The organism is Bacteroides sp. AM32-11AC (assembly GCF_003603515.1).
In the GTDB taxonomy this organism is placed as follows: Bacteria; Bacteroidota; Bacteroidia; order Bacteroidales; family Bacteroidaceae; genus Bacteroides; species Bacteroides uniformis.
In genome coordinates this window covers 205,897-231,396 of the sequence record NZ_QTNH01000005.1, presented here as the reverse complement: position 1 = coordinate 231,396, position 25,500 = coordinate 205,897, and the positions used below count along the sequence as shown (strand labels likewise).

Below are 25,500 nucleotides of genomic sequence, written 5' to 3'. Positions count from 1 at the left end.
ATAATATGCGTAACTTTGCGGCAGATAATTAAAATAGCAAATCAAGTATGCTGGTTCGTTTTATAAAGAACTGGACGTTGCCTTTGGCAATGCTTGCCGGTACTTTGGGATATTTCTTTTTTGCAGACATTCCTTTTGTGGCGCCTGCCAAACCTTATGTGAATGTGTTAGTGGCTTTCCTGACTCCACTTTTGATTTTTTCCCAACTTCTGCTCACTTTCTGTAAGGTGGAGGTGCATGAACTGAAACCCAAATCGTGGCATGGATGGTTACTGCTGTTCCAGACGGTTTCTTGCTTGATTGTTGCGGTATTGTTGGTGTGTTGCCCTATGGAGGAGGTCTACCGGGAAGTGTTTGAAGGTGCAATGGTCTGTCTCATTTGTCCCACTGCAACCGCTGCGGCTGTCATTACCGGTAAACTGGGTGGAAGCGCATCCAGCCTGACGACCTATACGTTGTTGTCCAATCTTCTGGCGGCTGTGGCTGTTCCTTTGGTTTTCCCGTTGGTGGAGCCTCATGCTGACATTACTTTTTTTGTTGCATTCCTGAAAATTCTGAGTAAAGTCTTTCCATTGCTGCTTTGTCCTTTCTTGCTGGCATGGTTTCTGCGTGCGTTTGTGCCGAAGGTGCATCATTTTCTGTTGGGTTTCCATGATGCAGCCTTCTATTTGTGGGCGGTAGCTCTTGCCATTGTCTCAGGGCAGACGGTACGTTCATTGGTCAATAGTGATGCACCGATATTTGTTGAACTGCTGATAGCCCTGGCGGGACTGATAACCTGCTGTATACAATTCTATTTGGGAAAGAGAATCGGTGGCCATTATGGTGAGCGCATCAGTGGAGGGCAGGCGCTGGGGCAAAAGAATACGGTGCTTGCCATCTGGATGGCCTATACTTATCTTAATCCGTTATCTTCCGTCGGTCCTGGATCGTATGTGCTGTGGCAAAACATCATCAATAGTTATCAGCTGTGGAAGAAAAGGAAAAATGAGACGGAATAACTGCTGAGTATTTTACATCTTATTTGCTTTATGGACATAGAGGGCGGTTGCAACAATTATCAGTACAAATGCCATAATGAGGAATATTATCCGGATAAGACGATGTTTTGAAAATAGGTTGGCCATGCAGGCAGAAGCCACGCTGAAACGGGCTATTATAGAATCAATTGTGGCGTTTTCGAAAAAGACTGATGCAATACTCCATAGTGCAATAATGGTTAATATAGCATTGGCTGATAAACAAAGAATTTTATCAAGTGGCATTCTAAATACTTTTCTTGTTCTCATATATAGGACTCTGTTTAACTCCTTTCATTCCTGCCTTTCGCTGAATCAGCCAAAGGATAGGGCAAAGATAAAAGAGAACTTCCTGACAGAATCAATATTGTCTTGGAATATTGTTAAATGGTTGAATTTCTAAACCTATGTTTATTCTTTGCCGTCAAAACTCAGTTTGTGTCTGATGCGGCTCATGTGAATAGGGGTTATTTTCAAGTAAGACGCAATTTCTTTTAGGGGTACCATTTGTAGGATTTCTGGACATTTTTTAAGAAGTTGGAGATAGCGTTCTTCCGATGTAAATCTGAACAAATCCAAGTAACGTGAATACGACTGAAAAAATAATTGTTCGGCTGCAATACGGGCTATTCGTTGATTTTCTTTGTTCTCTTCAAATTCTTGTAGAAGTAATTCGGAAGAACAGATGTAGATTCTACATGGGGTTATTGCTTGTATGTTCAATTCAGATTTTATGTTATATAAACAATTGGGATAATCAGAGATAAATTCATTGGCAAAAGAAAAACCTACATTATATGTTTTGTTTTCAGTTTGGTTGATGCAGGTATATTTGATTACACCGGATACAATAAATCCGAAGAAAGAACCGACTTCTCCCTCTCGGAGGATAAACTCATTTCTTTTATAATACCGTAGTTCTCCGTTTCTTAAACACAGTTCCCTAAAAAAGTCAGTGTCTATATTGCCCATGTATGAATTAAAATCTGTCATTTACAACACATGTTTTTCGAAAGGTACAAAATTATTGTTTTATTCCTGATTTTCTGTCATTGTTGGTAAGTTGGTTGTGGATTCTCTTATTATAATACTTTAAAAATTTAACTTCACCTACGTTTTTTAAAAGCTTCTGGTTTTCAATGAAGTTTTGTCCGTATTTTAGCCAACGTTTGGTAAATCTTTTGAATTTAGTACATGGGAAATCAGAACACTGGAAACAATGTGTTATTCTTTTTTCCAAGCAACATAAATGGAATGTTTTACATTTTTCACAGCGAGAACCATTCTGTTCTGCTCCTTTGCAGGGACTTTTTTCTCTTGTGTATATGGGACAACCACCACAAAAGACACCACAAGCAGGAATACGTCCGTTATACGATTTCATTCAGCCAGCCTTTTCGCCATCCAAAAATTGGTGAGATAAAGTTGGTTAGCTTTGCGTTTCTGTTCCACTTCTACTATATAGCCTCTTTTCTCAAAGAATGGACGGGCTGTCAGGCTTACTTCTGATGTAATTCGCATGATTCCTGTTGCGGTTGCATACCGTTCTATCTCATTTAGAAGTATGGTAGCAATGCCTTTACCTTGAAAATCTTTATGAACAAACATAGAATGCAGATATCCTTGGTGGGTAATGGATGAAAAGCCGACAATCTGTGACTGTTGATTGGTTGCCACAATAAAATAATGTGTCTTAATCATGTCTTTTATGTGGGAGAGGTCGTTTCCACACGATGCCCAATCTGCCACTTCTGCTTCTGAATAGTCACGCTTGTTTATATGGAGGACTGTCTCTTGAAACAAACTCATAAGTTCAAGGGCATCAGACTGTTGGGCAATTCTAATTGTAAAATCTGTATTCATGTTTTTAAGTGCTAAAATATATGCTTTTAGATGTTCCATGTTTTAACAGAAAGTCTTTCAATGTATTTATTGTGTTTGCAAAGATAATCTTTTCATTTCTAATTTATTGGTTTAGGAAACCAAGTTGTTGATTCTCTGCTTCGAATATAAAAAGTATGCGAATTTTTTATGAAGCATGGGAATCTGCTTTCAATCGCCAGCCAATGGCTGATGAATTTAACCGGGTAGATTTCTTGCCAATCGGTTTCAGACCTGCTTATAAGAACAATTTATAACAAAGCACTCCCAATAGAAGCAAGACTAAAGCACATGCTGCAAGAATCGTCTTTGCCTTGAATAGATGTTCTTTATCTGACAATTCCTTTTCAGTAGTATTTCTTCGGATTTTTTCTATTTCCTCAATGGTTACATCGGCTCTCTCAGGACCTTTTCTGTCTACAAGGTATTTGTAGTGTTCCCGCATCCGTCCTCTGCTCAACTTGCGGAGAGCACGGTTCTCTTTATCCCTTTGTAGCATGTCATTGATGCAGCCTAATGTTCCCATAAGCAGATTTTTATCATGTGTAAGCAAAATGGTTTGCTTGCACGTGTACTAAGATACGGCATTTATGTCGCTTTCGCAAGCGATTTTGTGTTTTTTGATATAAACTGATGTGACGATACTATTTTGATAGTTATGTTAACTCATTGTCTGCCAGAGAGTAATTTTGCCAACCCATTGCCATGCTTTTGGCAAACTTTTGCCATGCCTATGGCAAAGTTTTGCCAACGCGGTGGCAAAATCTTGCCAACTTGTCGGCAAGAAAGACACACACTGTTCCCTATACCTTTATTATAGTGTGATAGCGTGACAAGTGTTTTTCCTTTTTAAAACTTTTGTGTAGAATGATGATGGGCTTCTTTTATTCTGTTTTGCCGGACGGCATCAGCAGTTCTTCTTCATTGTAGCGCGGTCGGTCCTTCACCTCAATGTATATTTTGCCGATGTATTCGCCTACAATCCCCAGCGACACAAGTATCACACCTCCTACCAGCCAGACGGAAATCATCAGTGATGACCATCCGGGGACGGCGTTATGCTGTGTGTAAGAGTGAAGTGTCCATCCGGTGACACACAGTGCCACAAGAATAAAGATGCAGCCTATCCAAAAAATCATACGGACTGGTTTGACGGAAAAGGAAGTGATACCGTCGATGGCAAAATTAAGCATCTTCCGGAAAGGGTACTTTGATTCTCCGGCAAAACGCTTGTCACGATTGTAGTACACGCTGTCCGTCTGGTAGCCGATGAGGGGAACCAGCCCCCGAAGAAAAAGGTTGCGCTCGCGGAAGCGGCATAGGTGTTGTATAGCCCGCTGGCTCATCAGGCGGTAGTCGGCATGGTTGTAGACGGATTTTACCCCCATTGCCTTCATCAGCCGATAAAAGACCAAAGCGGTGTTGCGTTTGAAGAAAGTGTCGGTCTTCCGTTCTTTACGTACGCCATAAACGATGTCATTGCCCGCTTTATAGCTGTTTATCATGTCCGGAATCACCTGGATGTCATCTTGCAAGTCTGCATCAATGGAGATGGCTATCTCGCAACGCTCTTTTACTGCATTGAGTCCTGCTAGCAGGGCATTCTGGTGTCCTACGTTTCCTGCCAGGTTCAGTCCGCAGGCATAGGCCGTATTTTGGTGCAGTTCTTTGATGATAGCCCATGTCTGGTCGGTGCTTCCGTCGTTTACATATAATATATAGCTTTCCGGGGAAATTTGCCGGGCTTGTATCAGCCGGTCGAATAATTGGCTCAATCGTTTATGGGTTTCATGCAGCACTGCCTCTTCTTTGTAGCAAGGTACGACAACGGCGAGTATGGGAGAGTTTTCCATCATAGAACAAATCTTTTTGCAATATTCGTAAGAAATCGGGAGAAAAACAAATTATCACTCTTTTCTTTTGAAAACGAAACGTACGAGTAAGAAGTTGACCGGAATGGCGATGGCGAAAACCGGAATGGGGGCCAGAGGTTTGGGGATGCCCATCCAGAGAGAGAGGTTCAGCAACCCCATGTGTAGCAGATAGCTGCATAAGTGTGCCCCTCCAAATCCGAAGGCTTTTCTCCATGAGGGCTTCCGGCCGAAGGTAAAGTAAGCAGTCAGATAGAAATTGGCGATGAAGCTGAGAGCATATCCCAGTGTATAGGCTATGTTTACATTGATAACCCGTTGTAATACAAAATACAATCCGTAGTGCAGAGCTGTCGCAAAGATGCCCACCATTACGAAGCGTACAAATTCCGGTAGTTGTTTCAGCCGCTTCATCTTAACATTAAATATCTACTCTCTGTTGCCATTATCATTGGGGCGGCAAAGTTAGGCATTGTTTCAGAATTATTTGTAATTTTGCTTTGCGAAATTAAGCTGCATCTCAGCAAATTGCAAATAAATTTGCATCTGCTTTCGGTTTGCGCTATCTTTGCGTCCAGAAAACATAAAAAACAAATAAGGTATGTCGGACAGAAAGAAGGCGTTCTGGTTTATTGCGCTGCTGAGTGTGCTTGTGGTTGTTCCCTTTCTGGGAGAAACCATTTTTTATTCCAAGGGGGAACCGCGGGAGGCGATTGTTGCCCTTTCTATGCTGGAAAGTGGAAACTGGATACTTCCGGTGAACTATGGTACTGATATTGCTTATAAACCCCCTTTCTTCTACTGGTCAATAGCCGCCGTCTCTTCCCTTTTTGGAGAGGTGACGGAGTTTTCCGCCCGTTTCCCGTCTGCATTGGCTTTTTTAGCCATGCAGTTGATGTTCTTTGCCTTTGTGGCAAAACGTAAAAACGTTCAAACGGCGTTTCTGGCCTCTATTCTTCTTTTGTCTTCTTTCGAGGTGCATCGGGCGGCTGTCGCTTGTCGGGTCGATATGGTTCAGGTTGCCTTTATCGTTATTTCCCTTTGTCTGCTGTTCCGCTGGGATGAGAAGGGATGCCGCGGAGTGCCCTGGCTTGCGGTGTTGCTGATGGGATGTGCCACGTTGACCAAAGGGCCGGTAGGCTCCATATTCCCTTGCGCGTGTATCGGTGTGTATCAGTTGTTGCGCGGACGTTCTTTCTGGAAAGCGTTTTTCTCGTTGGTAGGTATCGGCTTGCTTTCTTTTGTTCCTTATTTAGCTTGGGTATACGTAGCTTACAGACAAGGTGGACAACCGTTCCTCGATTTGGTTCTGGAGGAGAATACCGGGCGGTTTATGGGCAAAATGTCCTACGAGTCCCATGAAAATCCTATATGGTATAATTTCCTGACTTTGATTTGGGGATGGATTCCCTGGACGTTGGTTCTGGTAATTTCCTTGTTTGGCTTGAAGTGGAAAAACATGCGTTGTCTGCCGGAAGGGGAGACCCTGCTGTTGCGGTTGAAGAAGGGCTGGACTGCTTTCCGCAACCAGTCTCCGGTACAATTGTTCACGTGGCTGGTCATTCTGATAATCTTTGTCTTCTACTGCATCCCCAAGAGTAAGCGGAGCGTTTATCTGCTTCCCATCTATCCGTTTATGGCAGTGCTGATAGCTGAGTATCTGTTGGCTTTGGTACAAAAGGGGGCACGAGTTTTCAGGATTTGTGCAATCATCTTTGCTTCTTTGGGCTTGTTGCTTACGCTTGTTTTTGTCGTAGTTCGTCTCGGCCTGGTTCCCGACAGCGTTTTTGGAAGCGGACGCCATGCCGCTGAGAATGTAGCCTTTATGCATGCGTTGGAGGATGTGGCTTTGTCTGTTCCCAAGTGGCTCCTGGTAGCGCTTCCCGTAGTAGCCGCTGTCTGCACATTACGCATGGTGATAAAGCGTGCGGATAGCCGGTCATTATTATATGGCATAGCAGGATGTATGCTCTGCCTTTTCGTATCATTGGATTCGGTTTATCAGCCCACGGTGCTGGCTGTGAAATCAGATAAACATTTGGCTGAAAGGGTCAATACGTATGTTCCGGAAGGTGTGGTCTATTCTTACTCGAAAATGAGTTTCTATGGTGTTAACTTCTATCTGAAAGACCGCATGCGGCACATTGAAAAGGAACGTCCGTCCAGCGGGGAGGGCTATTTGTTGGTTCCCGTAAAGGAGGAGGAGAATATGTTGGGAGAGCTGGAACAGACGTATCATCTGGAAAAGATATTCCGTACAGACAGACGCAGTTGTGATATGCGTAATGAAATCTGCATGTATAAATTTAGGGCGATTGACATTCATAACCCATAATTTATAACTCATAACTTAAAATGAATCCGATAGATATCATTAACAAATATTATCCGGAAGAGAATGAGTTGCGGCATATACTGTTGACGCACAGCCGTTCCGTAGCCGACAAGTCGTTATGGATTGCCGACCGCCATCCGGAACTTTCATTGGATAAGGATTTTCTGTACGAGGCTGCCATGCTGCACGATATAGGCATTTTTCTTACAGATGCGGCAGGTATCCATTGTTTTGGCGACAAGCCTTATATCTGTCACGGTTATTTGGGAGCCGACCTGATACGCGGCGAAGGCTATCCCCGCCATGCTTTGGTTTGTGAACGCCATACGGGTGCCGGACTTTCATTGGAGGGAATCATTGCGCAGGATTTGCCCGTACCGCATCGTGAAATGGTTCCGGTCAGCTTGGAAGAACAAGCTATCTGTTTTGCCGATAAGTTTTATTCAAAAACTCATTTGGAAAAGGAGAAAAGTGTAGAAAAAGCCCGTAAAAGTTTGGAACGTTATGGTGAAGAAGGGGTACGGCGCTTTGATAATTGGTGCGAACAGTTCTTGTAGCAATCTAAATTTCTTTAAAAAGGGAGATTATCCGTATAAATTATGTACTTTTGCCCCTCCAAGCGTAAACTATTAGTTAATGACGCCATTGAAAGCAAATACATTCATATCATTCATACTACTATTCGTCTTGCTTCTTCTCTCCGGTGGGGCTGCTTCTCAGCGCCGTAGAGCGAAGGTCGCGCCTCCGAATATTCAGCGGACAGACACGTTGCAGGTAGGGGATAGTTTGCAGATGGGAGACTCCCTGCAAGGGGGAAAGGGGCTTCCTGCCGATTCGTTGCAACAAGATACGGTAGCGGCTGCGCCTCCCAAGAAGGATGCATTGGATGCTCCCGTAGCCTACGAAGCCAATGACTCCATTGTATTTACGCAGAGTGGCTTTGCCCATCTTTACGGCCAGGGAAAGGTGAGTTATCCGGGTGCTGACCTGGAGGCTGATGTCATCTCTATGGATATGGACAACAGTACGGTTTTTGCCCGTGGCGTGGTCGATTCTGTAGGAACAGCCAAGGGAAGACCGGTCTTCAAAGACGGGGACACCTCCTACGAAACCGATACTATCCGTTATAACTTCAAGAGTAAAAGAGGTCTTATCAGCAATGTTGTCAGCCAGCAGGGCGAGGGATACGTGACCGGTAATAATGCCAAGAAAGGGAATAATGATGAACTCTATATGAGGAGCGGTCGTTACACGACTTGTGACCATCATGACCACCCCCATTTTTATATGCAGATGACTTATGCCAAGGTACGTCCGAAAAAGAACGTGGTGACGGGACCTGCCTATCTGGTAGTAGAGGATGTGCCGCTTCCGCTTGCCGTTCCATTTTTCTTTTTCCCGTTTTCTAGCAGTTACCAGTCCGGTTTTCTGATGCCTACCTATATGGATGACTCCAATCGTGGCTTCGGTCTGACGGACGGTGGATATTACTTCGCCATCAGTGACCAAATGGACTTGAAGCTGCGGGCGGATATCTTCACGAAAGGTTCTTGGGCGCTGAATATGGAGTCGAACTATGTGAAGCGTTACAAATATTCCGGTTTGCTGCAGGCAAGCTATCAGGTGACCAAGACCGGTGACAAAGGCTTGCCCGACTACTCGGTTGCCAAAGACTTCAAGGTGGTGTGGTCTCACCGGCAGGACCCGAAAGCGAGTCCGAATTCTACCTTTTCTGCCAGTGTGAACTTTGCTACCAGTAGTTATGAGCGTACCAATATCGGCAATATGTACAACTCCCAGGCAATGTCGCAGAATACCAAGACTTCCAGTGTCAGCTATTCGCGTAACTTTCCCGACCAGCATCTGAGCATCTCCGCTTCAGGTAATATTGCCCAGACCATGCGCGACTCCTCTATCGCGGTGACTTTACCGGACATGACCATTTCCTTGAGTACCATTTTCCCTTTCAAGCGCAAACATGCAGTGGGAGATGAAAAGTGGTATGAGAAGATTTCCGTTCGCTATACTGGCCGTGTGAAGAACAGTATCAAGACGAAGGACAATCTGTTGTTCAAGAAGAACCTGATACGCGATTGGGAGAACGGTATGCAGCATGAGATTCCGGTAAGTGCCACGTTTACTTTGTTCAAGTACTTCAATGTGACGCCTACCGTAAACTATACGGAGCGTTGGTACACCCGCAAGGTGAAGAAGGACTGGGACGATGAGCAAGGCAAGGAGGTGAATGATACGACCTACGGTTTTCACCGTGTATACGACTACAGTGCCAGTCTGGGTATCAATACCAAAGTTTATGGTATGTACAAGCCATTGTTTATGAAGAAGAAGGAGATACAGATACGTCACGTCATCACTCCCTCCATCAGTTTCAGCGCTGCACCCGATTTCACTTCGTCCCGTTTTGGCTATTATGACTCTTATATAAAAGACCAGAACGGCATTCGCGATACCGTGCAGTATTCCTATTATGCCGGTCAGGTGTTCAGTCCGCCAAGTGGAGGAAAGCAGGGGCTTATCAGTTTCAATATCTCCAATAACCTTGAAATGAAGTTCAAGGATAAGAATGACTCTATCCGCAAGGTGAGCCTGATTGACGATTTGAGTATGGGTATCAGTTACAACACGGCTGCCCAGGTGCGTCCTTGGAGTGACTTGAGCTTTAATCTCCGTCTGAAGTTGAGCAAGAGTTATACGTTGAGTATGAGCTCTACCTTTGCCACTTATGCTTACGAGTTTGATGAGAACGGAAGGGTGGTGCCCGGTAACCGTACGGAATGGTCGTATGGCCGTTTCGGTCGTTGGTCGGGATATGGTACGTCGTTCAGTTGGACCGTGAACAATGATTCGTGGAAGAAAATAAGGAACTTCTTCACCGGTCAGAAGGATGACGAGGAGCAGGACCAAGACCAGAATGCCTCGACGGAGGGAGACAGTGACATGGAGGGCGAAACCACCGAGGACGGCACTCCGAAGAAGAAGAAGGAAAAGGCTGCTGCCGATGCTGACGGCTATCAGGTATTCAAGATGCCTTGGTCTATCAACTTCAGTACCGGTTTCAATATTACGGAAGACACCAGTAAGCCCATTAATCGTAAGAACATGCGCTATCCGTACAAATTCAGCCTGAATTCCCTTAATATAAACGGTAACGTCAAGCTTACCAATAAATGGGCTGTCAGCTTCAATTCCGGTTATGACTTCAATGCGAAGGAGATAACGCAGACCGCTTTCAACATCACACGTGACCTGCACTGTTTCAGCATGACGGCTGCCATATCACCTTTCGGACGCTGGAAATACTATAACTTTACCATCCGTGCCAATGCAAGTATCCTGCAAGACTTGAAATGGGAACAGAGAAGCCAGACTCAGAGTAATATTCAGTGGTATTGATGTTTACCAAATTATTTCCGTCTCTCCATGTTCCCGCAAATACTCGTTTGTTTTGCTGAAATGCTTGTTCCCGAAGAAGCCGTTATAAGCGGATAGGGGAGATGGATGTGCCGAGGTGAGTACCAGATGTCGGCTACGGTCGATGAATGCCCCTTTACGTTGGGCGTAGGCTCCCCAAAGAATAAATACAAGATGCTCTTTTTCTTCGGCGAGAATGCGGATAGCCGCATCTGTAAATGTTTCCCAACCTCGGTTTTGGTGAGAACCGGCTTGGTGTGCACGTACGGTGAGGGTAGCATTGAGCAGCAATATGCCTTGCTCTGCCCAGCGTGTCAGATTGCCGGTAGTGGGGGCATCAGTGCCAATGTCATTTTTTATTTCCTTGAAAATATTAAGTAAGGAAGGAGGGAAAGGAACACCGTCATTTACGGAGAAACAAAGTCCGTGTGCTTGTCCCGGACCATGATAGGGGTCTTGACCGATTATCACGACTTTTACTTTGTCAAAAGGGCATAGGTTGAATGCATTGAATATCAGCTTTCCCGGAGGATATATTGCATATTTCCCATATTCGTCCCGTACAAAATCAGTCAATGTACGGAAATAATCTTTCTCAAATTCAGGTTGCAGATGTGCTTTCCAGCTTTCTTCTATTTGAACATTCATAATTGGATCTGTTAGTAGTTTCGGATGCTAAAGTACAAAATAAAAAATAAAGTCCAACCTTTTGAGGGGGTGAACTTTATATTATATGACGGGATAAATGTATATCAAATCAGGTGTATATTGTGTTCCTTGCACTCTTTGCGCATATCTTCCGGCCAGATACTGGCTTGTATCTCACCGATATGCGCCTTGCGCAGATAGAACATACAGAGGCGGGACTGCCCTATACCGCCACCGATGGAAAGCGGCAGTGTATCATTCATCAAGCGTTTGTGGAAGTAAAGTTCCAGGCGTTCCTCTTCGCCTTCCTCTTTGAGCTGGCGAAGCAGGGCTTCCTTGTCTACGCGGATACCCATGGAGGAAAGTTCGATGCTGCGTTGCAGGATGTGGTCCCATAGCAGGAGGTCACCGTTCAGTCCGGGGAGGTCGTTCAGCCCTTTGCTGGTATAGTCGTCGTAGTCCGGGGCGCGTCCGTCGTGCTTCTTGCCGTCGCTCAGCTTGCATCCGATACCGATGATGAACACTGCACCGTATTTCTTGCAAATGGCATGTTCGCGGCATTTGGGTTCCAAGTCCGGATACAGTTGGCGCAATTCTTCGGCATGGATAAAGTGAAGTTTCTGGGGCAGGCAAGGCTTGATTTGCGGATACATCTCATATACCATATATTCTGTGCGCACCATAGCTGCATAGATACGGGTTACTATCTCCTTGAGGAATTCCACATTGCGGTCTTCGGCAGTAATGACGCGTTCCCAGTCCCACTGGTCTACATAAAGGGAATGCAGATTGCCCAGTTCTTCATCGGCACGGATGGCATTCATGTCTGTGTAGATGCCATATCCCGGTTCGATATGGTATTCGGCAAGCGTGAGGCGTTTCCATTTGGCGAGGGAGTGCACCACTTCAGCTTTGGCGTCGCCCAAATCTTTGATAGGGAAAGTTACGGCACGTTCCACTCCATTGAGGTCGTCATTGATACCCATTCCTTTCAATACGAACAGTGGAGCTGTCACACGTCGCAGGCGCAGTTCGGAAGAGAGGTTCAATTGGAAGAACTCTTTAATTTGTTTAATCCCTAATTCAGTCTGTTTTAGGTCCAATAAAGGTTTGTAACCTTCAGGTGTTATCAGGTAGCTCATAAATTTATTCAGTATAACTTCTATTAAATTGCTCGGCAAAGATAGGAATAATATTGATACTTGCTTCTGTTTTGTGGGAAAAAAGAACAAAATGTTTGTGTAATTGCGGTTAGTCTTCTCAAAGTAATAATAAAAATATTCCTCGGTTTGATATAAAAAGCGTTTGAATGTTAGGAATCTGCTAATTTTTTTATACTTTTGCATCCACATTTGGCTCCGTAGCTTAGTGAATAGAGCGTCAGATTCCGGTTCTGAAGGTCGTGCGTTTGAATCGCACCGGGGTCACAAAGAAAGGAACTCCCTTTGCATGAATACTTTGCAAAGGGAGTTTCTTTTTATACAATACATCCAGAAAAGTCAACCATACGGTTCTCTTTCTTGTTATAATTTCCATAGAGTTAGAGGTATGAAACAAATAATATTTATTTTTGCAATGTTAATGACTTGTCTGTCCTATGCCGGTAAGCCGGAAGGACGGTCAGAAAGGAGAACAGACATGAAACCAATGAAAGAGATTTATCTGGCAGGAGGATGTTTTTGGGGTACCGAACATTTCCTGAAACAAATAGAAGGTGTGGAGGCTACCCAGGTGGGATATGCCAATGGAAATATAGCCAATCCTACCTATCAGCAGGTATGTACCGGTACCACGGACTTTGCCGAAACCGTAAAAGTACAGTATGATCCCGATGAGGTGGACTTGCCTTTCCTTATCGACCTTTATTTCAAAACGATTGACCCTACCAGCCTCAATAAGCAAGGGGGGGATAGAGGTACACAGTATCGCACGGGTATCTATTATACGGATACCGCCGACCTGCCCGTTATTCGTGAAACCGTTGACCGGCTGGCTGCCAACTACTCCCGTCCGTTGGTTGTAGAGATAGAGCCTTTGAAGAACTTCTATCTCGCCGAAGATTATCATCAAGACTATCTGGACAAAAATCCTGGTGGATATTGCCACATTAACCCCACCTTGTTCGACCTGGCACGTAAAGCGAAGATGAAGAAAGAAGGAGATGGCGAGTATTTAAACCTGGAAAAGTAACGGACAATGGATATACTGTTAATAAGTAATGAAGATACGTGCCGCAGCCGTATCGCGCAGGAACTCCTGCATGCATTTGGCAGGGGAATGAATATCTCTACGGCAGGAATTATGGAGGGGAACTGCGTTCCCGATGCCGTGTGCAATGTGATGGAACAGAATGGTTTCAGCGTGTCTCGCAAGAAACCGTCTGGTGTCGGGACCTATACGCACCGGTCGTGGGACTACGTGATTACCCTATGTAAAGAAGCCGGAGAAGAACTGAAGTTTATCACTCTGGATGCCAAGCAGCAGGTGCATTTTAATTTTGAAGACCCCTTTAAAAATCGTTTTCAAAATGAAAGTGAGCAGGAGCAACAAATTGCCGCACTCTATGAAACCATGTACCGGCGGCTGTATGAATTTTACCGCGATGAACTGAGTGGGCAGTTGTTACCCCATTGTACGTGCGGTGCAAACACCTATTGCCGTTGTGAATAGTGAAATATGTGTTTTTTTTGAAGCAATCTCTTGACTCGTCCCTAAGGGCAGGACCTATCTTTGCATCATAAACAAAATGCTCATGAGTTTATGAAGAATAAAATGAAGTTTAAAATCGGAGAGTTTTCCAAACTTTGCCAGGTGACCGTTAAGACGCTTCGTCATTATGAAGAGATAGGATTGATGATACCCGTTGAAGTGGATGAGTGGACGGGGTATCGCTATTACGACATCAGCCAGCTCCGGTGTATGAGCCGTATTGTTTACCTCAAGCAATTAGGGTTCAGCCTCGAAGAGATATCCGAGTTGTTTGCCGATGGCAAGGAATTTCCGGATGCTGAATTGTTGAAGGTTAAAATAGAACGTTGCAAAAACGAGATTGAACACTTGATATGGCGGCAGACCGAACTTGCCAAATTGGAAAATTTACTCCATAAACAAGAGAATGTTATGGAAAAAGTGTTTAAGAAATCCCTCCCTTCAAGAATTTTTGCTACCCATCGCCGTAAAATAGACTCTTATCAGGAGCTGTTCAATCTTTGTCCGAATATCATCGGGCCTGAAATGTACCGTTTGGGTTGTGAATGTCCTGCCCCGGAATATTGTTTCACGGTGGAATATAATGAGGAATATGGGGTTGATATTGATATCGAGTTTTTTGAAGCGGTGGCTGAACGCAAGGAAGATTCGGAACTGATTAAATTCAAGGAACTTCCGGAAGTGCCGGTTGCGCTCTGTGTCAACCATTACGGTGCTTATGAGCATATGCCCGAAACTTTCGCCGAGCTTTTTGCGTATGCCGAGACAAATGGATACGAGGTCATTGACCGTGCCCGGTTTTGCCATATTGACGGCATTTGGAACAAAGAAACGGTGGATGAATGGATGACGGAAATTCAGTTGCCCATCAAACTTTCTTAATCAGCCTTTGATTTCTGCGGAAAGCTTTCAACCGTGAGAATACCTAAAAATAGGGATAGGTAGTCAACTTATTTTCTGCGAACTTTGCAGACTGAAAAAAGAATTGAAATGAGAAGCCTGCATATTCTGTTCATATTGGTAGTTGTCACTTGGCTCGGTTTTCCGCTGAGAGCGCAAGAAGCTATTTCTATCGGGACTCGCCACACTTTGTTTTCGCATGTCTTGAATGAGGCTAGAGAATATTGGGTGTATGTACCTGCAACCCGCCCGGGTGAAAAAGAGGAAAGTTATCCGGTTCTTTATTTGCTGGACGGTGATTCTTTTTTTCATTCGGTGGTAGGTTTTACTCGCTTGTTTTCCACCTCCAAAGTTTCTTCCTTACCGCCCTGTATCGTTGTGGCTGTCCTGAATACAAACAGAACCAGAGACTTTACGCCAACCTGTTCCGCTGCCCGGCGTGACGGAACTGTCCGTCCGGGCGATAAACCGGAAGGGGGTGGGGCAGGACAATTTTGCCGTTTTCTGACGGAGGAGCTACGCCTCGCAGTGGAACAAGACTTGCCGGTGAATGGACAACACTTGTTGGCTGGACATTCTTATGCCGGGTTGTTCACGCTGCATGTTTTGCTGAATTATCCCAGTGCATTTGATACATACATCGCCATAGACCCCAGTTTATGGTGGGATAAAGGATATTTTCAGAAACAGGTAGAACGGCAGGTAGATAAGGTTGACTTTTCAGGAAAGCAACTGTATGTTGCGTTTGCCACTCAGCCGCGTCTTGATAGGAAGCTGATCCACTTTCCCCTGACAGATGATTTTATAGGGAGTGCAGTTCCTCGTATGGAGAAGCGGCATTTGCGGGTGGTATCAAAAAAGTTCCCGGAAGAGACGCATGGAACGGTTGCTCTTCCGGGATTTTATGACGGACTGAAAACGTTGTTCTTCCGTTCTGCGGTTGGAATTTCTCTGCCGAACAAACCTCTCTGAAAAAAACTCTATTTTTCAGTAAGCTGAATGATATGCGCCATTGTACTAAGGAGACTACCTATACCATGGTGAGGTCTGCCAAAATCCTGAAAGCGTCATAGCCTGAGTCGCCTTCCGGCAGGAAGCGCCGAGAAGCGCCATTTCCTTATAAATCAGTATTTTCAGCTCCGGAGAAGGTTGAGTGTCCTTCTCCGGACACACTGATTAAAAAACTGCAAAAGTGCAGCCGGGGCTTCGTTGACTCCGGGCAATTGGAATAGTAGTACAACCACTGTTGTACAATGAGCGCAGCACCATATGCCCTGCTACCGTACGGAAGTGCATAAAAAAAAACAGTTGCCTGGAGAAACCCTCTCCAAGCAACTGTTTTCAGTTTCTTGATACTTTATAATCTACATATTCTAAATCTTTCTTGTCATCAATCGTCAATGTCAATCACCCTCATTTTAGAGTCAAATGTAATTTCCCAACGATTAGACAACTTTATCTCATACTCATTGTCATCGTACTCAATCTGAAGAATTCTTGCATCCGGATAATTGGTCTTTACATAGTTACGTATCGCTTCCGGTACAATCTGTACAGGAACTTCACTTTGTCTGCATCGTACCTCTTTCCATTCCCCCGATTTATCAAATTCTACCTTCTCCCCATTCGTGAACACCACATCATAGCTTTTATAAAACATTCCCGACTCCAATTTAGCCATTGCCACTTTATGGTCTTTAAAATAAGTCTTGATAAATGTCTGCGCCTTCGCCGGCAACTGGCTCACCTCTATCGGCTTATCATTATCCGCCATTACCATTGTGTGCACTGCAAACATACAAACCAACATCATAACTAATTTTTTCATACTTCTCTATTTTTAATAATTAATACTTTATTTGTTTTCTGTATTACAAAGATGGGAAGGAAATCTGGAAAGAATTGGGAAAAAAACTCTATTTTTGGAAATGAAAAAAAATCTATTTTTGAAAATGGGTGTTGCGGCTCTTCACCTATGAATTTTTGTTTGCAATGAATATTATTTAAAGACACAATAGACTATTATGGCTATGAAAATATTAAATCAGTTTATCGATGATTTTGTAGGTGTTTTCCAATATCGGTTTATGGATACCTTTCAATATTTTAAAGAAAGGAAGAAAAGTAAATATTTAGGAGATAGATTTGAGGAATGGGTTGTGAAGAACTCTAATATTAGTAAAGAAGGTTATCCGGATCTATGTGATAAGAAAATATTTTGGCGGCTTTTAGATTGGAGAGGTGATAAATACATTGAGGGGTATAGGCCTCTGTCTTCATCATCTCCGGATTTGTTGATGGAGTGTGTTACCACAACGAGTACCATTCATGAAGTTGGAGATATTATAGCTGTAGAATGTAAATGGCGAAGTAAGATAGGTTTTTATCTCGATATAAAAGACATTGAAAAGTACGAGGGGTATATGAATTCCAATCTGTTGAACCGTCCGATAAAAAACTTGTTTTATGTTTTTGGCTTTGGATGGTGTGGTGACAGTCCGGAATCTGTTTATGTAGTTCCTGCCAGAGAATTGTATGATTATGATAAAGATACCTGTAGAATAACGTTCCCTATTAAAGAAACCGAGAAGGAGAAAATGGGTAGATTGGAGCGCTTTAAGAAGAAAGACAATAGATGTCTTCTGTATATCAAGTAATGGTATTACTTGGTTATATAAGCTCCAATCAACTGTTATATTGTTTGGGTCGCCGTCAATCTTTGTGGCGAAGGCTATTACTGGCATCTAATGCGGTTTGCAACCTTTCCCAGTCGTCACAAAGCGCCTGCATGGACGGAAACAATAAATCTGCTCCGGCATCCAGTAATACCTGCCTGTCCAGCGGACCGGTATTGACTGCCACAGTGAATATGCCGGCTGCTGTTCCGGCTTGTACTCCGATAGGTGCATTTTCTACAACTATAGCTTCGTTGGCTTGTACTCCGGCTTTTTCCAGTCCCATTAGATAAGGCTCAGGATGAGGCTTTCCGTATTTCACATCAAAGGCGGTCACCATGTGGTCGCGCTGAAACATACCAGGGAAGTTGTGGGCAAGGCGGTTCAGCAGGGAGTGTTGGCCCGAACCGGTGACAAGTACCGGAATAAGTCCTGCCGCTTTTACCTTTTGCAGCACTTCCCAAGCACCCGGCATACGTTCCGGTTCCGGGTGGGTACTGAATTCGGCGCTTTTCTCTGCATAGATGCTTTCTATCATCTCGGGAGTGGCATCCTTGCCATACTGGCGTTGATAAACGATGTTGATGGTGGAGGCTCCGGTACGTCCCTCGTGCATGTATGCCTCTTCACGGCTCAAGTGCAGGCCATGACGTTCCATTACTTTATGCCAGGCATCGGCATGGTAGGGCATGGAGTTGAATAACACACCGTCCATGTCAAAAAGAACGGCTTTCAGTTGGATGTAGGGGTGCCCGTGCTTTTCCAGATAACGGGCGATAGAGTTTTCGAACACTTGGTAGATTGGGGATTGAGAATTTAAAAATGCGGGGTAGATAAATAGAGAGTTGAGAATCGGGGAACGGTTCTCTTCGCACTTGTTGTGCAGCCATTTCTCAATTCTCAACTCTCAATTCTTAATTTATCAAAGTCTTGCCTGGATAGCTTTGGACTCTTCTTCGTAGCCGGGCTTGTTCAGCAATGCAAACATATTCTTCTTGTATGCTTCCACACCCGGTTGGTTGAACGGATTGACTCCCAAAATATAACCGCTGATACCGCAAGCTATTTCAAAGAAGTAGAGCAGACCTCCGATGCTTTCTTCATTCAGTGCAGGGATAACGATGCGCATGTTGGGTACGCCGCCGTCAACGTGGGCAAGCTGTGTGCCCAATTCAGCCATCTTGTTCACTTCGTCCACGTGCTTGCCTGCCAGGAAGTTCAGTCCGTCGAGGTTGGCTTCGTCCGAAGGTACTTGCAGGGAGTGCTGTGTCTTCTCCACGGAGATGACAGTTTCGTAGATGGTACGTTCGCCTTCCTGAATCCATTGTCCCATGGAGTGCAGGTCGGTGGAGAAATCTACGGCAGCAGGGAAGATACCCTTGTTTTCCTTACCTTCGGATTCACCATAAAGCTGCTTCCACCATTCGCTTACGTAGTGCAGTTTGGGATTGTAGTTTACGAGGATTTCAATTTTCTTACCGTTCTTGTAGAGCTCGTTACGCGTAGCTGCATAGATGGCAGCAGGATTTTCTGCAAACGGAACATCTTTTCCACAAGCCTTTTCCATGGCAACTGCACCTGCAACCAGTTTCTCAATGTCGAAACCTGCTATTGCGATGGGCAGCAAGCCTACCGGAGTCAGTACGGAGAAACGTCCGCCCACGTTATCGGGGATGATGAAGGATTTGTAGCCTTCGTTGTCGGCCGTTACGCGGGCAGCGCCCTTTTTGGCATCGGTGATGGCAACGATAACCTTCTTTGCCATATCCTTGCCGCGTTGGTCTTCGCATTGCTTTTTCAACAGACGGAACGCCAAGGCCGTTTCAGTGGTAGTACCGGATTTGGAGATGTTGATAACACCGAATTTCTTGTCTTTCAAGTATTCGGTGAGTTCATATAGATAATCTTCACCGATATTGTGTCCTGCATACAGAATGACCGGAGCCGTTTTCTTGTCTTGCAACCAAGTGAAGCTGTTTGACAAAGCCTCTATCACCGCACGTGCACCGAGGTAACTTCCGCCAATACCGGCAACTACTACTACCTCGCAGTTGTCACGCAACGTCTGTGCGGTAGTCTTTAGGTCGGCCAGGTGCTCTTTAGTGATGGAAGAGGGGAGGTGCAGCCAGCCTAAGAAGTCGTTGCCCTTACCGGTACCATTCTCTAATGCTTCCTGTGCAGCCTTTACTTGGGCTTCATAGGCGAAAACGTTTTCTTTGGAGATGAATCCAAGAGTCTTTTCAATGTTCAAACTAATCATAATATTCTAGGTTTTAAATTCAGTATTTCGTTTTATCTTTTTCACGCTTACCGGAATGAATCGGTAAGCAGCTTGATTTCAATCGTCGGCGAGATACGCTCATACAGAATGTTGTATACTGCATCTACAATAGGCATGTTGACATGATAATGCTTGTTGATTTCCTTGATACATTTTGTACCGTAATATCCTTCAGCAATCATTTCCATCTCAATCTGCGCGCTTTTCACGGAGTATCCCTTGCCAATCATCGTGCCGAATGTGCGGTTACGGCTGAAATTGGAATATCCCGTCACCAGCAGGTCACCTAAATAAACGGAATCATTTACGTTTCTGTTCAGTGGATGTACCGTTTGCAGGAATCTGTTCATTTCCTGTATGGCATTGGACATAAGCACAGCCTGAAAGTTGTCGCCATATTTCAGACCGCTGCAAATACCGGCTGCAATGGCATATACATTCTTCAGCACCGAACTGTATTCAATGCCGGCAACGTCATTACTGACAGAGGTCTTGATGAATGAACTGGCCAGTTTGCGGGCAATGGTGCAAGCCTTGTCGGTGTCGGGACAAGCAATGGTCAAATAAGAAAGGCGTTCCAGAGCCACTTCTTCCGCATGGCAGGGACCTGCCAATACAGCAATATTCTCAGCTGGGACGCCATATTCCTTAGTGAAATATTCCGAGACAATCAAGTTGTCATCGGGCACAATACCTTTAATGGCAGTGATGATGAATTTATCCTTAATCTTAGTCTTCAGTTTCTTCAAGTGAACCTTCAGATAAGGGGAAGGTGTAACGAAGATGAGCGTATCAGATTCTTTCACGACATCATTGATGTTGGAGTTGAAGTTGATACGCTTGGTATCAAACTTGACGCCCGTCAAGTAGGCAGGGTTATGACCAAGCCGTTTGAAGTCGGCAATACGGTCATCGCGTCGCATGTACCAATTTATAGACTCCGCTTGGGCCAGAACCATTTTTGCAATGGCAGTTGCCCAACTTCCTCCGCCCATGATGGCTATCTTACCGGGTAGTTTCATATCGAAATTAATAATTAAAAATTAAAAATTAAAAGAGGGGAAAGGAGTACCTTCCTCCTCCTCTTATCTTTAATCTTGCCTATTTAATTCTTTAATTTTTAATTCTTAATTCTTCCGACCCAGTCAGCAACTTCGTTTACGGTCGGGTTTGCCAGTTCCAATTTATATTTCTTGTTGATACCGCAGATGTCCATGTGGAGTTTTTGCGGATTCACATCTTTCATGTCACTCACCAGGTTGTAGCCGGCTTTCTGGATTACAGCCACCCAGTCTTCGGGGATGCCCAGCTCTGTGTATCGTGCAGGAGCATCTTTGGGGATAACCTTTTCCGGACGCATCTGCGGGAAGAAAAGCACTTCTTGGATAAAGGATTCGCCCGTCATTAACATGGTCAGACGGTCGATGCCGATACCGATGCCCGATGTGGGAGGCATACCGTATTGCAATGCTTTCAGGAAGTCCTGGTCGATGAACATCGCTTCGTCGTCTCCCTTTTCGCTCAAGCGGAGTTGGTCTTTGAAGCGTTCTTCCTGGTCTATCGGGTCGTTCAGCTCGCTGTAAGCGTTGGCAAGTTCCTTGCCGTTCACCATCAGCTCGAAGCGTTCGGTCAGTCCCGGCTTGCTGCGGTGCATCTTGGTCAGCGGGCTCATCTCTACGGGATAATCGGTGATGAAAGTGGGCTGTATGAAAGTACCTTCGCAGAATTCGCCGAAGATTTCATCAATCAGCTTACCCTTGCCCATGGTGTCGTCAATCTCCATATTCAGTTCCTTGCACACCTGGCGGATTTCGTCCTCGCTCTTTCCTTCGAGGTCGTATCCGGTCTTTTCCTTGATGGCTTCCAGGATGGGCAGACGGCGGTAGGGAGCTTTGAAGCTGATGGTCTTGCCGTCTATCTCGGTTTCTGTACAGCCGTTTACGGCGATACAGATGCGTTCCAGCAATTTCTCCGTAAAGCTCATCATCCAGTTGTAGTCCTTGTACTGCACGTACAGCTCCATACAAGTGAATTCCGGGTTATGGTTCTTGTCCATACCCTCGTTACGGAAGTTCTTGCCTATTTCATATACACCTTCGAATCCGCCCACAATCAGTCGCTTCAAGTAAAGCTCGGTGGCGATACGCAGGTAGAGGTCCATATCCAGAGAGTTATGGTGGGTGATGAACGGACGGGCGCTTGCTCCACCGGGGATGGATTGAAGAATCGGCGTCTCCACTTCCGTGTAGCCGGCTTCATCCAGCACGGCACGCATGGTCTTGATGACGGTGGCACGCTTCAGGAATTTTTCTTTCACGCCGTCGTTTACGATAAGGTCTACATAACGCTGACGGTAGCGCAGTTCGGGGTCCTCGAAAGAGTCGTAAGCCACACCATCCTTATATTTCACGATAGGCAGGGGCTTGATGCTCTTTGCAAGTACGGTCAGCTTCTTGGCATGGATGCTGATTTCGCCCATCTGGGTACGGAATACGAATCCTTCGATACCGATGAAGTCGCCTAAATCGAGCAAACGTTTGAACACGGTGTTGTACATCTCCTTGTCCTCGTCCGGGCAGATGTCATCGCGGGTGATATATACCTGGATGCGTCCTTTGGAGTCCTGCAATTCGATGAAAGATGCTTTACCCATGATACGGCGGCTCATGATACGTCCGGCAACGGACACTTGGCGAGGCTCTGCATCGTCGTTGAATTCAGCTTTAATATCGGTAGAGAAAGCATTTGTTACATACTCTGCTGCGGGATAAGGCTCAATGCCCATCGCGCGAAGTTCATTCATGCTGTTGCGACGAATGATTTCTTGTTCACTTAGTTCTAATACGTTCATTTCGCTATATTTCACTCAATTTGGGTACAAAAGTACGAAACATTTTTCAGATAGCGAACCTTTTTCCTTGAAATATAGGGAACGGGGAGTGACATTAATCCTCTCCTTCGGTATCTACCCATTCGATATGCGGGGAGAGGAGGGTGCGTTCCGTCACTTGTCCGCATTGCCCGCGGTAGTATTCGGGGATGAAGCGTATCTGCACCGCAGTGATTTGCGCCGGACTCACTTCTTCTGGGGTGTCTACCCCGGTGCCTTCCGAACGGCAGGTGTAGTAGAACGTCCCGATGCCCTTTAGCTTTACGGAGTGTCCCGAGCTCATCAGCTTGCCCAGCACTTCACCAAGGTTCATTAATACTGCATAAGTATCTCCCGGGGTTACCGTAGACATTTCCGACAATAATCGGGCTATTTCATCCGTTGTATAGGGATGTCCTTTGGTGACGGCTCTTGGGTGCCATTTGTCGTCGCCTTTCTGTTTTACTTTCTTATAGAATGCCATGGGGGCTTGTTGTTATTATGTGTCCGGCTCAACCGGTAGGTCAGGCATGGTTCATACGGTATGAATGTGCCAATCATACGGTATGATTATATCAATCATACGGTATGATTATGGTAATCATATCTTATGATTTATCATTGAATCGCAAAGATAGCATAAATCATCCGCATAGTGTGCAGGTTTAAGGTGTTTTTTCTGCTGTTCTGTTTTAAAAAAAGAGTACCTTTGCACCCGCTAAAAAGAAATAGGTATATAATATGGCAGGACAAAAGACTCCCTCGGCGTTGGGGACGGAAAGTATAGGTAAACTCTTGATGCAATATGCCGTTCCGGCAATCATCGCAATGACGGCATCCTCTTTATATAATATGGTAGACAGTATCTTCATCGGTCACGGCGTTGGGACGATGGCTATTTCGGGATTGGCGTTGACTTTCCCGTTGATGAATCTGGCTGCGGCGTTCGGCTCGCTGGTGGGTGTGGGAGCCTCTACACTGATTTCCGTCAAGCTGGGGCAGAGGGATTATGACACGGCACAGCGTGTGCTGGGCAATGTCTTTGTGCTGAACATGGTGCTGGGAGTGGCCTTTACCATCATTGTCATGCTCTTTCTCGACCCGATTCTCTATTTCTTCGGAGGCAGTGACCAGACGGTGGGCTACGCCAGGGATTATATGCAGATTATCCTTTTGGGAAATGCCGTTACGCACCTCTATCTGGGGCTGAATGCAGTGCTACGCTCTTCAGGGCATCCGCAGAAGGCGATGTATGCCACCATAGCCACGGTGGTTATCAATACCATACTCGACCCGGTGTTTATCTATGGTTTCGGCTGGGGCATACGTGGCGCTGCCGTCGCTACCATTGTGGCGCAAGTCATCTCTTTGACGTGGCAGTTCAAGCTTTTCAGCAATAAGGACGAGCTGTTGCATTTCCACCGGGGGATATTCCGTCTGAAACGTAAGATTGTATTCGATTCGCTTGCTATCGGCATGTCTCCTTTCCTGATGAACCTGGCAGCCTGCTTCATCGTTATCATTATCAATCAGGGGTTGAAGAAGTATGGCGGCGACTTGGCTATCGGGGCTTTCGGCATCGTGAACCGTCTGGTTTTCATTGTAGTGATGATTGTGATGGGGCTGAATCAGGGAATGCAGCCTATTGCCGGATATAACTTTGGGGCGAAGCTGTACGGACGGGTGAACAAGGTGCTGAGACTGACGATAATCTATGCCACGGCAGTGACCACTTTCGGCTTTCTGGTCGGTATGCTGGTGCCGGACCTGGTGGTGGGCATCTTTACATCGGATGCGGAACTGACAGAGCTTTCGGTCACGGGACTGCGTATTACGGTAATGTTCTTCCCGATTATTGGTTTCCAGATGGTGACTTCCAACTTTTTCCAGAGCATAGGCATGGCAGGCAAAGCGATATTCCTTTCCCTCACCCGGCAGATGCTGATCCTGCTTCCTTGCCTGCTTGTCCTGCCGCAGTTTTTCGGAGTGGCAGGAGTGTGGTACAGCATGCCGGTATCCGATTTGCTTGCAAGTTTGATAGCATTGGTGATGTTGGTTTGTCAATTCCGCAAATTCAGAACCTCTCCCTTGTAGGGATGGGTCGGGGGAGAGGCTTTGAATTTTTCTTCCTACTTTCTGCAGATATTCCGTAAGAATATTTATATTTGCTATCTGCAAACCAATAGATGAACAAGCGTATGGGCAATAATTTTATAATCAATATAGGCCGTCAACTGGGCAGTGGCGGACGGGAGATAGGCGAGAAACTGGCTGCCCGTCTGGGTATTGACTTTTATGATAAGGAACTGATTAGGTTGGCTTCTGAAGAGAGTGGACTGTGTTGTGAGTTTTTTGAGAAAGCTGATGAGAAAGCTTCACAAGGTATTATTGGAGGGCTCTTCGGCATGCGTTTCCCTTTTGTCAGTGACGGGGCTATCCCAGCCACGAATTGCTTGAGTAATGATGCTCTGTTCAAAGTGCAGAGTGACGTGATACGCAGATTGGCGGAGGAGAAGTCCTGCTTGTTTGTGGGGCGTTGTGCCGATTACATCCTGCGAGAACATCCACGCTGTGTCAATGTCTTCATTTCCTGCTCCAATGAGGAGCGCATCAAGCGTATTTGCCGAATGTATTCCATTACTGAGCGTGAAGCGGAGGAGATGATGAACAAAGCGGACAAGAAGCGTGCCGAATACTATAACTACTACAGCTACAAAAAATGGGGAGCTGCCGAAACATACCACTTGTGTATCGATTCTTCCGTATTGGGTATTGAAGCTACGGTGGACTTTATAGAAGAGTTCGTCAAGAAGAAGCTGAAACTTTAAGGAATTAAAATTAAAGGCTGCGCAATGTTGGTTTAACCCAACTACGCAGCCT

The 25,500-nt window shown here is 45.3% G+C and carries 26 protein-coding genes and 1 tRNA gene; 12 read left to right on the top strand and 15 right to left on the bottom strand.

Annotation, left to right across the window (positions count from 1 at the left end):
* Nucleotides 1-47 precede the first annotated feature (47 nt).
* Nucleotides 48-1,001 carry a transporter gene (locus DW800_RS07405; protein WP_117599994.1) on the top strand — a complete coding sequence of 318 codons (954 nt, stop codon included), beginning with the start codon at nt 48-50 and terminating at the stop codon, nt 999-1,001.
* Between the two features lie 12 nt (nt 1,002-1,013).
* Here DW800_RS07405 and DW800_RS07400 read toward each other — a convergent pair whose 3' ends face one another.
* The 7 genes from DW800_RS07400 to DW800_RS07370 all read right to left on the bottom strand — a co-directional run bounded on the left by DW800_RS07400 (nt 1,014) and on the right by DW800_RS07370 (nt 5,185).
* Nucleotides 1,014-1,289, bottom strand: coding sequence for a hypothetical protein (locus DW800_RS07400; protein WP_005833197.1), 276 nt, complete (start codon nt 1,287-1,289; stop codon nt 1,014-1,016).
* Nucleotides 1,290-1,430: 141 nt separating this feature from the next.
* A complete protein-coding gene (locus tag DW800_RS07395) occupies nt 1,431-2,012 on the bottom strand; it encodes a Crp/Fnr family transcriptional regulator (RefSeq protein WP_117703631.1) in 582 nt (193 codons plus the stop codon).
* Nucleotides 2,013-2,043: 31 nt separating this feature from the next.
* Nucleotides 2,044-2,403, bottom strand: a complete 360-nt coding sequence (locus DW800_RS07390) for a DUF3795 domain-containing protein (RefSeq protein WP_117703632.1) — start codon at nt 2,401-2,403, stop codon at nt 2,044-2,046.
* On the bottom strand, nt 2,400-2,882 hold the full coding sequence (locus tag DW800_RS07385) for a GNAT family N-acetyltransferase (protein WP_087331997.1): 483 nt from the start codon (nt 2,880-2,882) through the stop codon (nt 2,400-2,402). Before DW800_RS07385 ends, DW800_RS07390 begins: the two co-directional genes overlap by 4 nt.
* Nucleotides 2,883-3,138: 256 nt before the next feature.
* Nucleotides 3,139-3,426, bottom strand: a complete 288-nt coding sequence (locus DW800_RS07380; RefSeq protein ID WP_117703633.1) for a hypothetical protein — start codon at nt 3,424-3,426, stop codon at nt 3,139-3,141.
* A 358-nt stretch (nt 3,427-3,784) separates the two neighbouring features.
* Nucleotides 3,785-4,756: a glycosyltransferase family 2 protein gene (locus tag DW800_RS07375; protein WP_022401421.1), complete on the bottom strand. Its 972-nt coding sequence runs from the start codon at nt 4,754-4,756 to the stop codon at nt 3,785-3,787.
* Between the two features lie 51 nt (nt 4,757-4,807).
* Complete coding sequence (locus DW800_RS07370; protein ID WP_005833184.1) at nt 4,808-5,185, bottom strand: GtrA family protein; 378 nt, start codon at nt 5,183-5,185, stop codon at nt 4,808-4,810.
* A gap of 187 nt (nt 5,186-5,372) precedes the next feature.
* On the opposite strand from DW800_RS07370, the gene DW800_RS07365 reads away from it, so the two are divergent.
* From DW800_RS07365 to DW800_RS07355, 3 genes are all read left to right on the top strand, one after another.
* The gene (locus tag DW800_RS07365; RefSeq protein WP_044467807.1) at nt 5,373-7,106 is read left to right on the top strand and encodes an ArnT family glycosyltransferase; all 1,734 of its coding nucleotides are present in this window, start codon (nt 5,373-5,375) and stop codon (nt 7,104-7,106) included.
* 20 nt (nt 7,107-7,126) lie between these two features.
* Complete coding sequence (locus DW800_RS07360; RefSeq protein ID WP_005827246.1) at nt 7,127-7,663, top strand: HD domain-containing protein; 537 nt, start codon at nt 7,127-7,129, stop codon at nt 7,661-7,663.
* A gap of 79 nt (nt 7,664-7,742) precedes the next feature.
* A complete protein-coding gene (locus DW800_RS07355; protein ID WP_057097558.1) occupies nt 7,743-10,520 on the top strand; it encodes a putative LPS assembly protein LptD in 2,778 nt (925 codons plus the stop codon).
* A 3-nt stretch (nt 10,521-10,523) separates the two neighbouring features.
* On the opposite strand, the gene ung is transcribed toward DW800_RS07355, so the two are convergent.
* Both ung and asnA read right to left on the bottom strand, forming a co-directional pair.
* Complete coding sequence (ung, locus tag DW800_RS07350; RefSeq protein WP_005827240.1) at nt 10,524-11,186, bottom strand: uracil-DNA glycosylase; 663 nt, start codon at nt 11,184-11,186, stop codon at nt 10,524-10,526.
* Nucleotides 11,187-11,290: 104 nt separating this feature from the next.
* Nucleotides 11,291-12,328: an aspartate--ammonia ligase gene (gene asnA / locus DW800_RS07345; RefSeq protein WP_008664075.1), complete on the bottom strand. Its 1,038-nt coding sequence runs from the start codon at nt 12,326-12,328 to the stop codon at nt 11,291-11,293.
* Nucleotides 12,329-12,540: 212 nt separating this feature from the next.
* Between asnA and DW800_RS07340 the strand changes: the two genes are divergently transcribed.
* The 5 genes from DW800_RS07340 (at nt 12,541) to DW800_RS07320 (ending at nt 15,767) form a co-directional block, all read left to right on the top strand.
* Nucleotides 12,541-12,613 (top strand) — tRNA-Arg (locus tag DW800_RS07340).
* Nucleotides 12,614-12,734: 121 nt separating this feature from the next.
* Nucleotides 12,735-13,376, top strand: a complete 642-nt coding sequence (msrA, locus tag DW800_RS07335; protein ID WP_034522775.1) for a peptide-methionine (S)-S-oxide reductase MsrA — start codon at nt 12,735-12,737, stop codon at nt 13,374-13,376.
* Nucleotides 13,377-13,382: 6 nt separating this feature from the next.
* Nucleotides 13,383-13,856, top strand: coding sequence for a hypothetical protein (locus DW800_RS07330; protein WP_005833171.1), 474 nt, complete (start codon nt 13,383-13,385; stop codon nt 13,854-13,856).
* A 90-nt stretch (nt 13,857-13,946) separates the two neighbouring features.
* Nucleotides 13,947-14,777, top strand: a complete 831-nt coding sequence (locus tag DW800_RS07325) for a MerR family transcriptional regulator (protein WP_005833169.1) — start codon at nt 13,947-13,949, stop codon at nt 14,775-14,777.
* Nucleotides 14,778-14,885: 108 nt separating this feature from the next.
* Nucleotides 14,886-15,767, top strand: a complete 882-nt coding sequence (locus DW800_RS07320) for an alpha/beta hydrolase (protein WP_119957937.1) — start codon at nt 14,886-14,888, stop codon at nt 15,765-15,767.
* A 418-nt stretch (nt 15,768-16,185) separates the two neighbouring features.
* On the opposite strand, the gene DW800_RS07315 is transcribed toward DW800_RS07320, so the two are convergent.
* Nucleotides 16,186-16,623 (bottom strand): PepSY-like domain-containing protein, encoded by a 438-nt coding sequence (locus DW800_RS07315; protein WP_005827221.1) that lies wholly within the window; start codon nt 16,621-16,623, stop codon nt 16,186-16,188.
* A gap of 202 nt (nt 16,624-16,825) precedes the next feature.
* On the opposite strand from DW800_RS07315, the gene DW800_RS07305 reads away from it, so the two are divergent.
* On the top strand, nt 16,826-17,452 hold the full coding sequence (locus DW800_RS07305) for a hypothetical protein (protein ID WP_119957946.1): 627 nt from the start codon (nt 16,826-16,828) through the stop codon (nt 17,450-17,452).
* Nucleotides 17,453-17,507: 55 nt separating this feature from the next.
* Here DW800_RS07305 and DW800_RS07300 read toward each other — a convergent pair whose 3' ends face one another.
* The 5 genes from DW800_RS07300 to DW800_RS07280 all read right to left on the bottom strand — a co-directional run bounded on the left by DW800_RS07300 (nt 17,508) and on the right by DW800_RS07280 (nt 23,104).
* Complete coding sequence (locus tag DW800_RS07300) at nt 17,508-18,263, bottom strand: HAD family hydrolase (RefSeq protein ID WP_008664065.1); 756 nt, start codon at nt 18,261-18,263, stop codon at nt 17,508-17,510.
* Between the two features lie 129 nt (nt 18,264-18,392).
* Complete coding sequence (locus tag DW800_RS07295) at nt 18,393-19,730, bottom strand: glucose-6-phosphate isomerase (protein ID WP_008664064.1); 1,338 nt, start codon at nt 19,728-19,730, stop codon at nt 18,393-18,395.
* A gap of 47 nt (nt 19,731-19,777) precedes the next feature.
* A complete protein-coding gene (locus DW800_RS07290; RefSeq protein WP_044467854.1) occupies nt 19,778-20,773 on the bottom strand; it encodes an NAD(P)H-dependent glycerol-3-phosphate dehydrogenase in 996 nt (331 codons plus the stop codon).
* A 98-nt stretch (nt 20,774-20,871) separates the two neighbouring features.
* The gene (gene lysS / locus DW800_RS07285) at nt 20,872-22,602 is read right to left on the bottom strand and encodes a lysine--tRNA ligase (protein WP_005827209.1); all 1,731 of its coding nucleotides are present in this window, start codon (nt 22,600-22,602) and stop codon (nt 20,872-20,874) included.
* A gap of 94 nt (nt 22,603-22,696) precedes the next feature.
* Nucleotides 22,697-23,104, bottom strand: coding sequence for an HU family DNA-binding protein (locus tag DW800_RS07280; RefSeq protein WP_005827207.1), 408 nt, complete (start codon nt 23,102-23,104; stop codon nt 22,697-22,699).
* 257 nt (nt 23,105-23,361) lie between these two features.
* Here DW800_RS07280 and DW800_RS07275 point away from each other — a divergent pair, with 257 nt between their 5' ends.
* Both DW800_RS07275 and DW800_RS07270 read left to right on the top strand, forming a co-directional pair.
* On the top strand, nt 23,362-24,714 hold the full coding sequence (locus tag DW800_RS07275) for an MATE family efflux transporter (protein WP_005827205.1): 1,353 nt from the start codon (nt 23,362-23,364) through the stop codon (nt 24,712-24,714).
* Between the two features lie 104 nt (nt 24,715-24,818).
* On the top strand, nt 24,819-25,448 hold the full coding sequence (locus DW800_RS07270; RefSeq protein WP_034532845.1) for an AAA family ATPase: 630 nt from the start codon (nt 24,819-24,821) through the stop codon (nt 25,446-25,448).
* Nucleotides 25,449-25,500 lie beyond the last annotated feature (52 nt).

Coding starts and splice junctions, on each gene's coding strand:
- DW800_RS07405 (WP_117599994.1), top strand. CDS start 48: ATGCTGGTTCGTTTTATAAAGAACTGGACGTTGCCTTTGGCAATGCTT.
- DW800_RS07400 (WP_005833197.1), bottom strand. CDS start 1,289: ATGAGAACAAGAAAAGTATTTAGAATGCCACTTGATAAAATTCTTTGT.
- DW800_RS07395 (WP_117703631.1), bottom strand. CDS start 2,012: ATGACAGATTTTAATTCATACATGGGCAATATAGACACTGACTTTTTT.
- DW800_RS07390 (WP_117703632.1), bottom strand. CDS start 2,403: ATGAAATCGTATAACGGACGTATTCCTGCTTGTGGTGTCTTTTGTGGT.
- DW800_RS07385 (WP_087331997.1), bottom strand. CDS start 2,882: ATGAATACAGATTTTACAATTAGAATTGCCCAACAGTCTGATGCCCTT.
- DW800_RS07380 (WP_117703633.1), bottom strand. CDS start 3,426: ATGGGAACATTAGGCTGCATCAATGACATGCTACAAAGGGATAAAGAG.
- DW800_RS07375 (WP_022401421.1), bottom strand. CDS start 4,756: ATGATGGAAAACTCTCCCATACTCGCCGTTGTCGTACCTTGCTACAAA.
- DW800_RS07370 (WP_005833184.1), bottom strand. CDS start 5,185: ATGAAGCGGCTGAAACAACTACCGGAATTTGTACGCTTCGTAATGGTG.
- DW800_RS07365 (WP_044467807.1), top strand. CDS start 5,373: ATGTCGGACAGAAAGAAGGCGTTCTGGTTTATTGCGCTGCTGAGTGTG.
- DW800_RS07360 (WP_005827246.1), top strand. CDS start 7,127: ATGAATCCGATAGATATCATTAACAAATATTATCCGGAAGAGAATGAG.
- DW800_RS07355 (WP_057097558.1), top strand. CDS start 7,743: ATGACGCCATTGAAAGCAAATACATTCATATCATTCATACTACTATTC.
- ung (WP_005827240.1), bottom strand. CDS start 11,186: ATGAATGTTCAAATAGAAGAAAGCTGGAAAGCACATCTGCAACCTGAA.
- asnA (WP_008664075.1), bottom strand. CDS start 12,328: ATGAGCTACCTGATAACACCTGAAGGTTACAAACCTTTATTGGACCTA.
- msrA (WP_034522775.1), top strand. CDS start 12,735: ATGAAACAAATAATATTTATTTTTGCAATGTTAATGACTTGTCTGTCC.
- DW800_RS07330 (WP_005833171.1), top strand. CDS start 13,383: ATGGATATACTGTTAATAAGTAATGAAGATACGTGCCGCAGCCGTATC.
- DW800_RS07325 (WP_005833169.1), top strand. CDS start 13,947: ATGAAGAATAAAATGAAGTTTAAAATCGGAGAGTTTTCCAAACTTTGC.
- DW800_RS07320 (WP_119957937.1), top strand. CDS start 14,886: ATGAGAAGCCTGCATATTCTGTTCATATTGGTAGTTGTCACTTGGCTC.
- DW800_RS07315 (WP_005827221.1), bottom strand. CDS start 16,623: ATGAAAAAATTAGTTATGATGTTGGTTTGTATGTTTGCAGTGCACACA.
- DW800_RS07305 (WP_119957946.1), top strand. CDS start 16,826: ATGAAAATATTAAATCAGTTTATCGATGATTTTGTAGGTGTTTTCCAA.
- DW800_RS07295 (WP_008664064.1), bottom strand. CDS start 19,730: ATGATTAGTTTGAACATTGAAAAGACTCTTGGATTCATCTCCAAAGAA.
- DW800_RS07290 (WP_044467854.1), bottom strand. CDS start 20,773: ATGAAACTACCCGGTAAGATAGCCATCATGGGCGGAGGAAGTTGGGCA.
- lysS (WP_005827209.1), bottom strand. CDS start 22,602: ATGAACGTATTAGAACTAAGTGAACAAGAAATCATTCGTCGCAACAGC.
- DW800_RS07280 (WP_005827207.1), bottom strand. CDS start 23,104: ATGGCATTCTATAAGAAAGTAAAACAGAAAGGCGACGACAAATGGCAC.
- DW800_RS07275 (WP_005827205.1), top strand. CDS start 23,362: ATGGCAGGACAAAAGACTCCCTCGGCGTTGGGGACGGAAAGTATAGGT.
- DW800_RS07270 (WP_034532845.1), top strand. CDS start 24,819: ATGGGCAATAATTTTATAATCAATATAGGCCGTCAACTGGGCAGTGGC.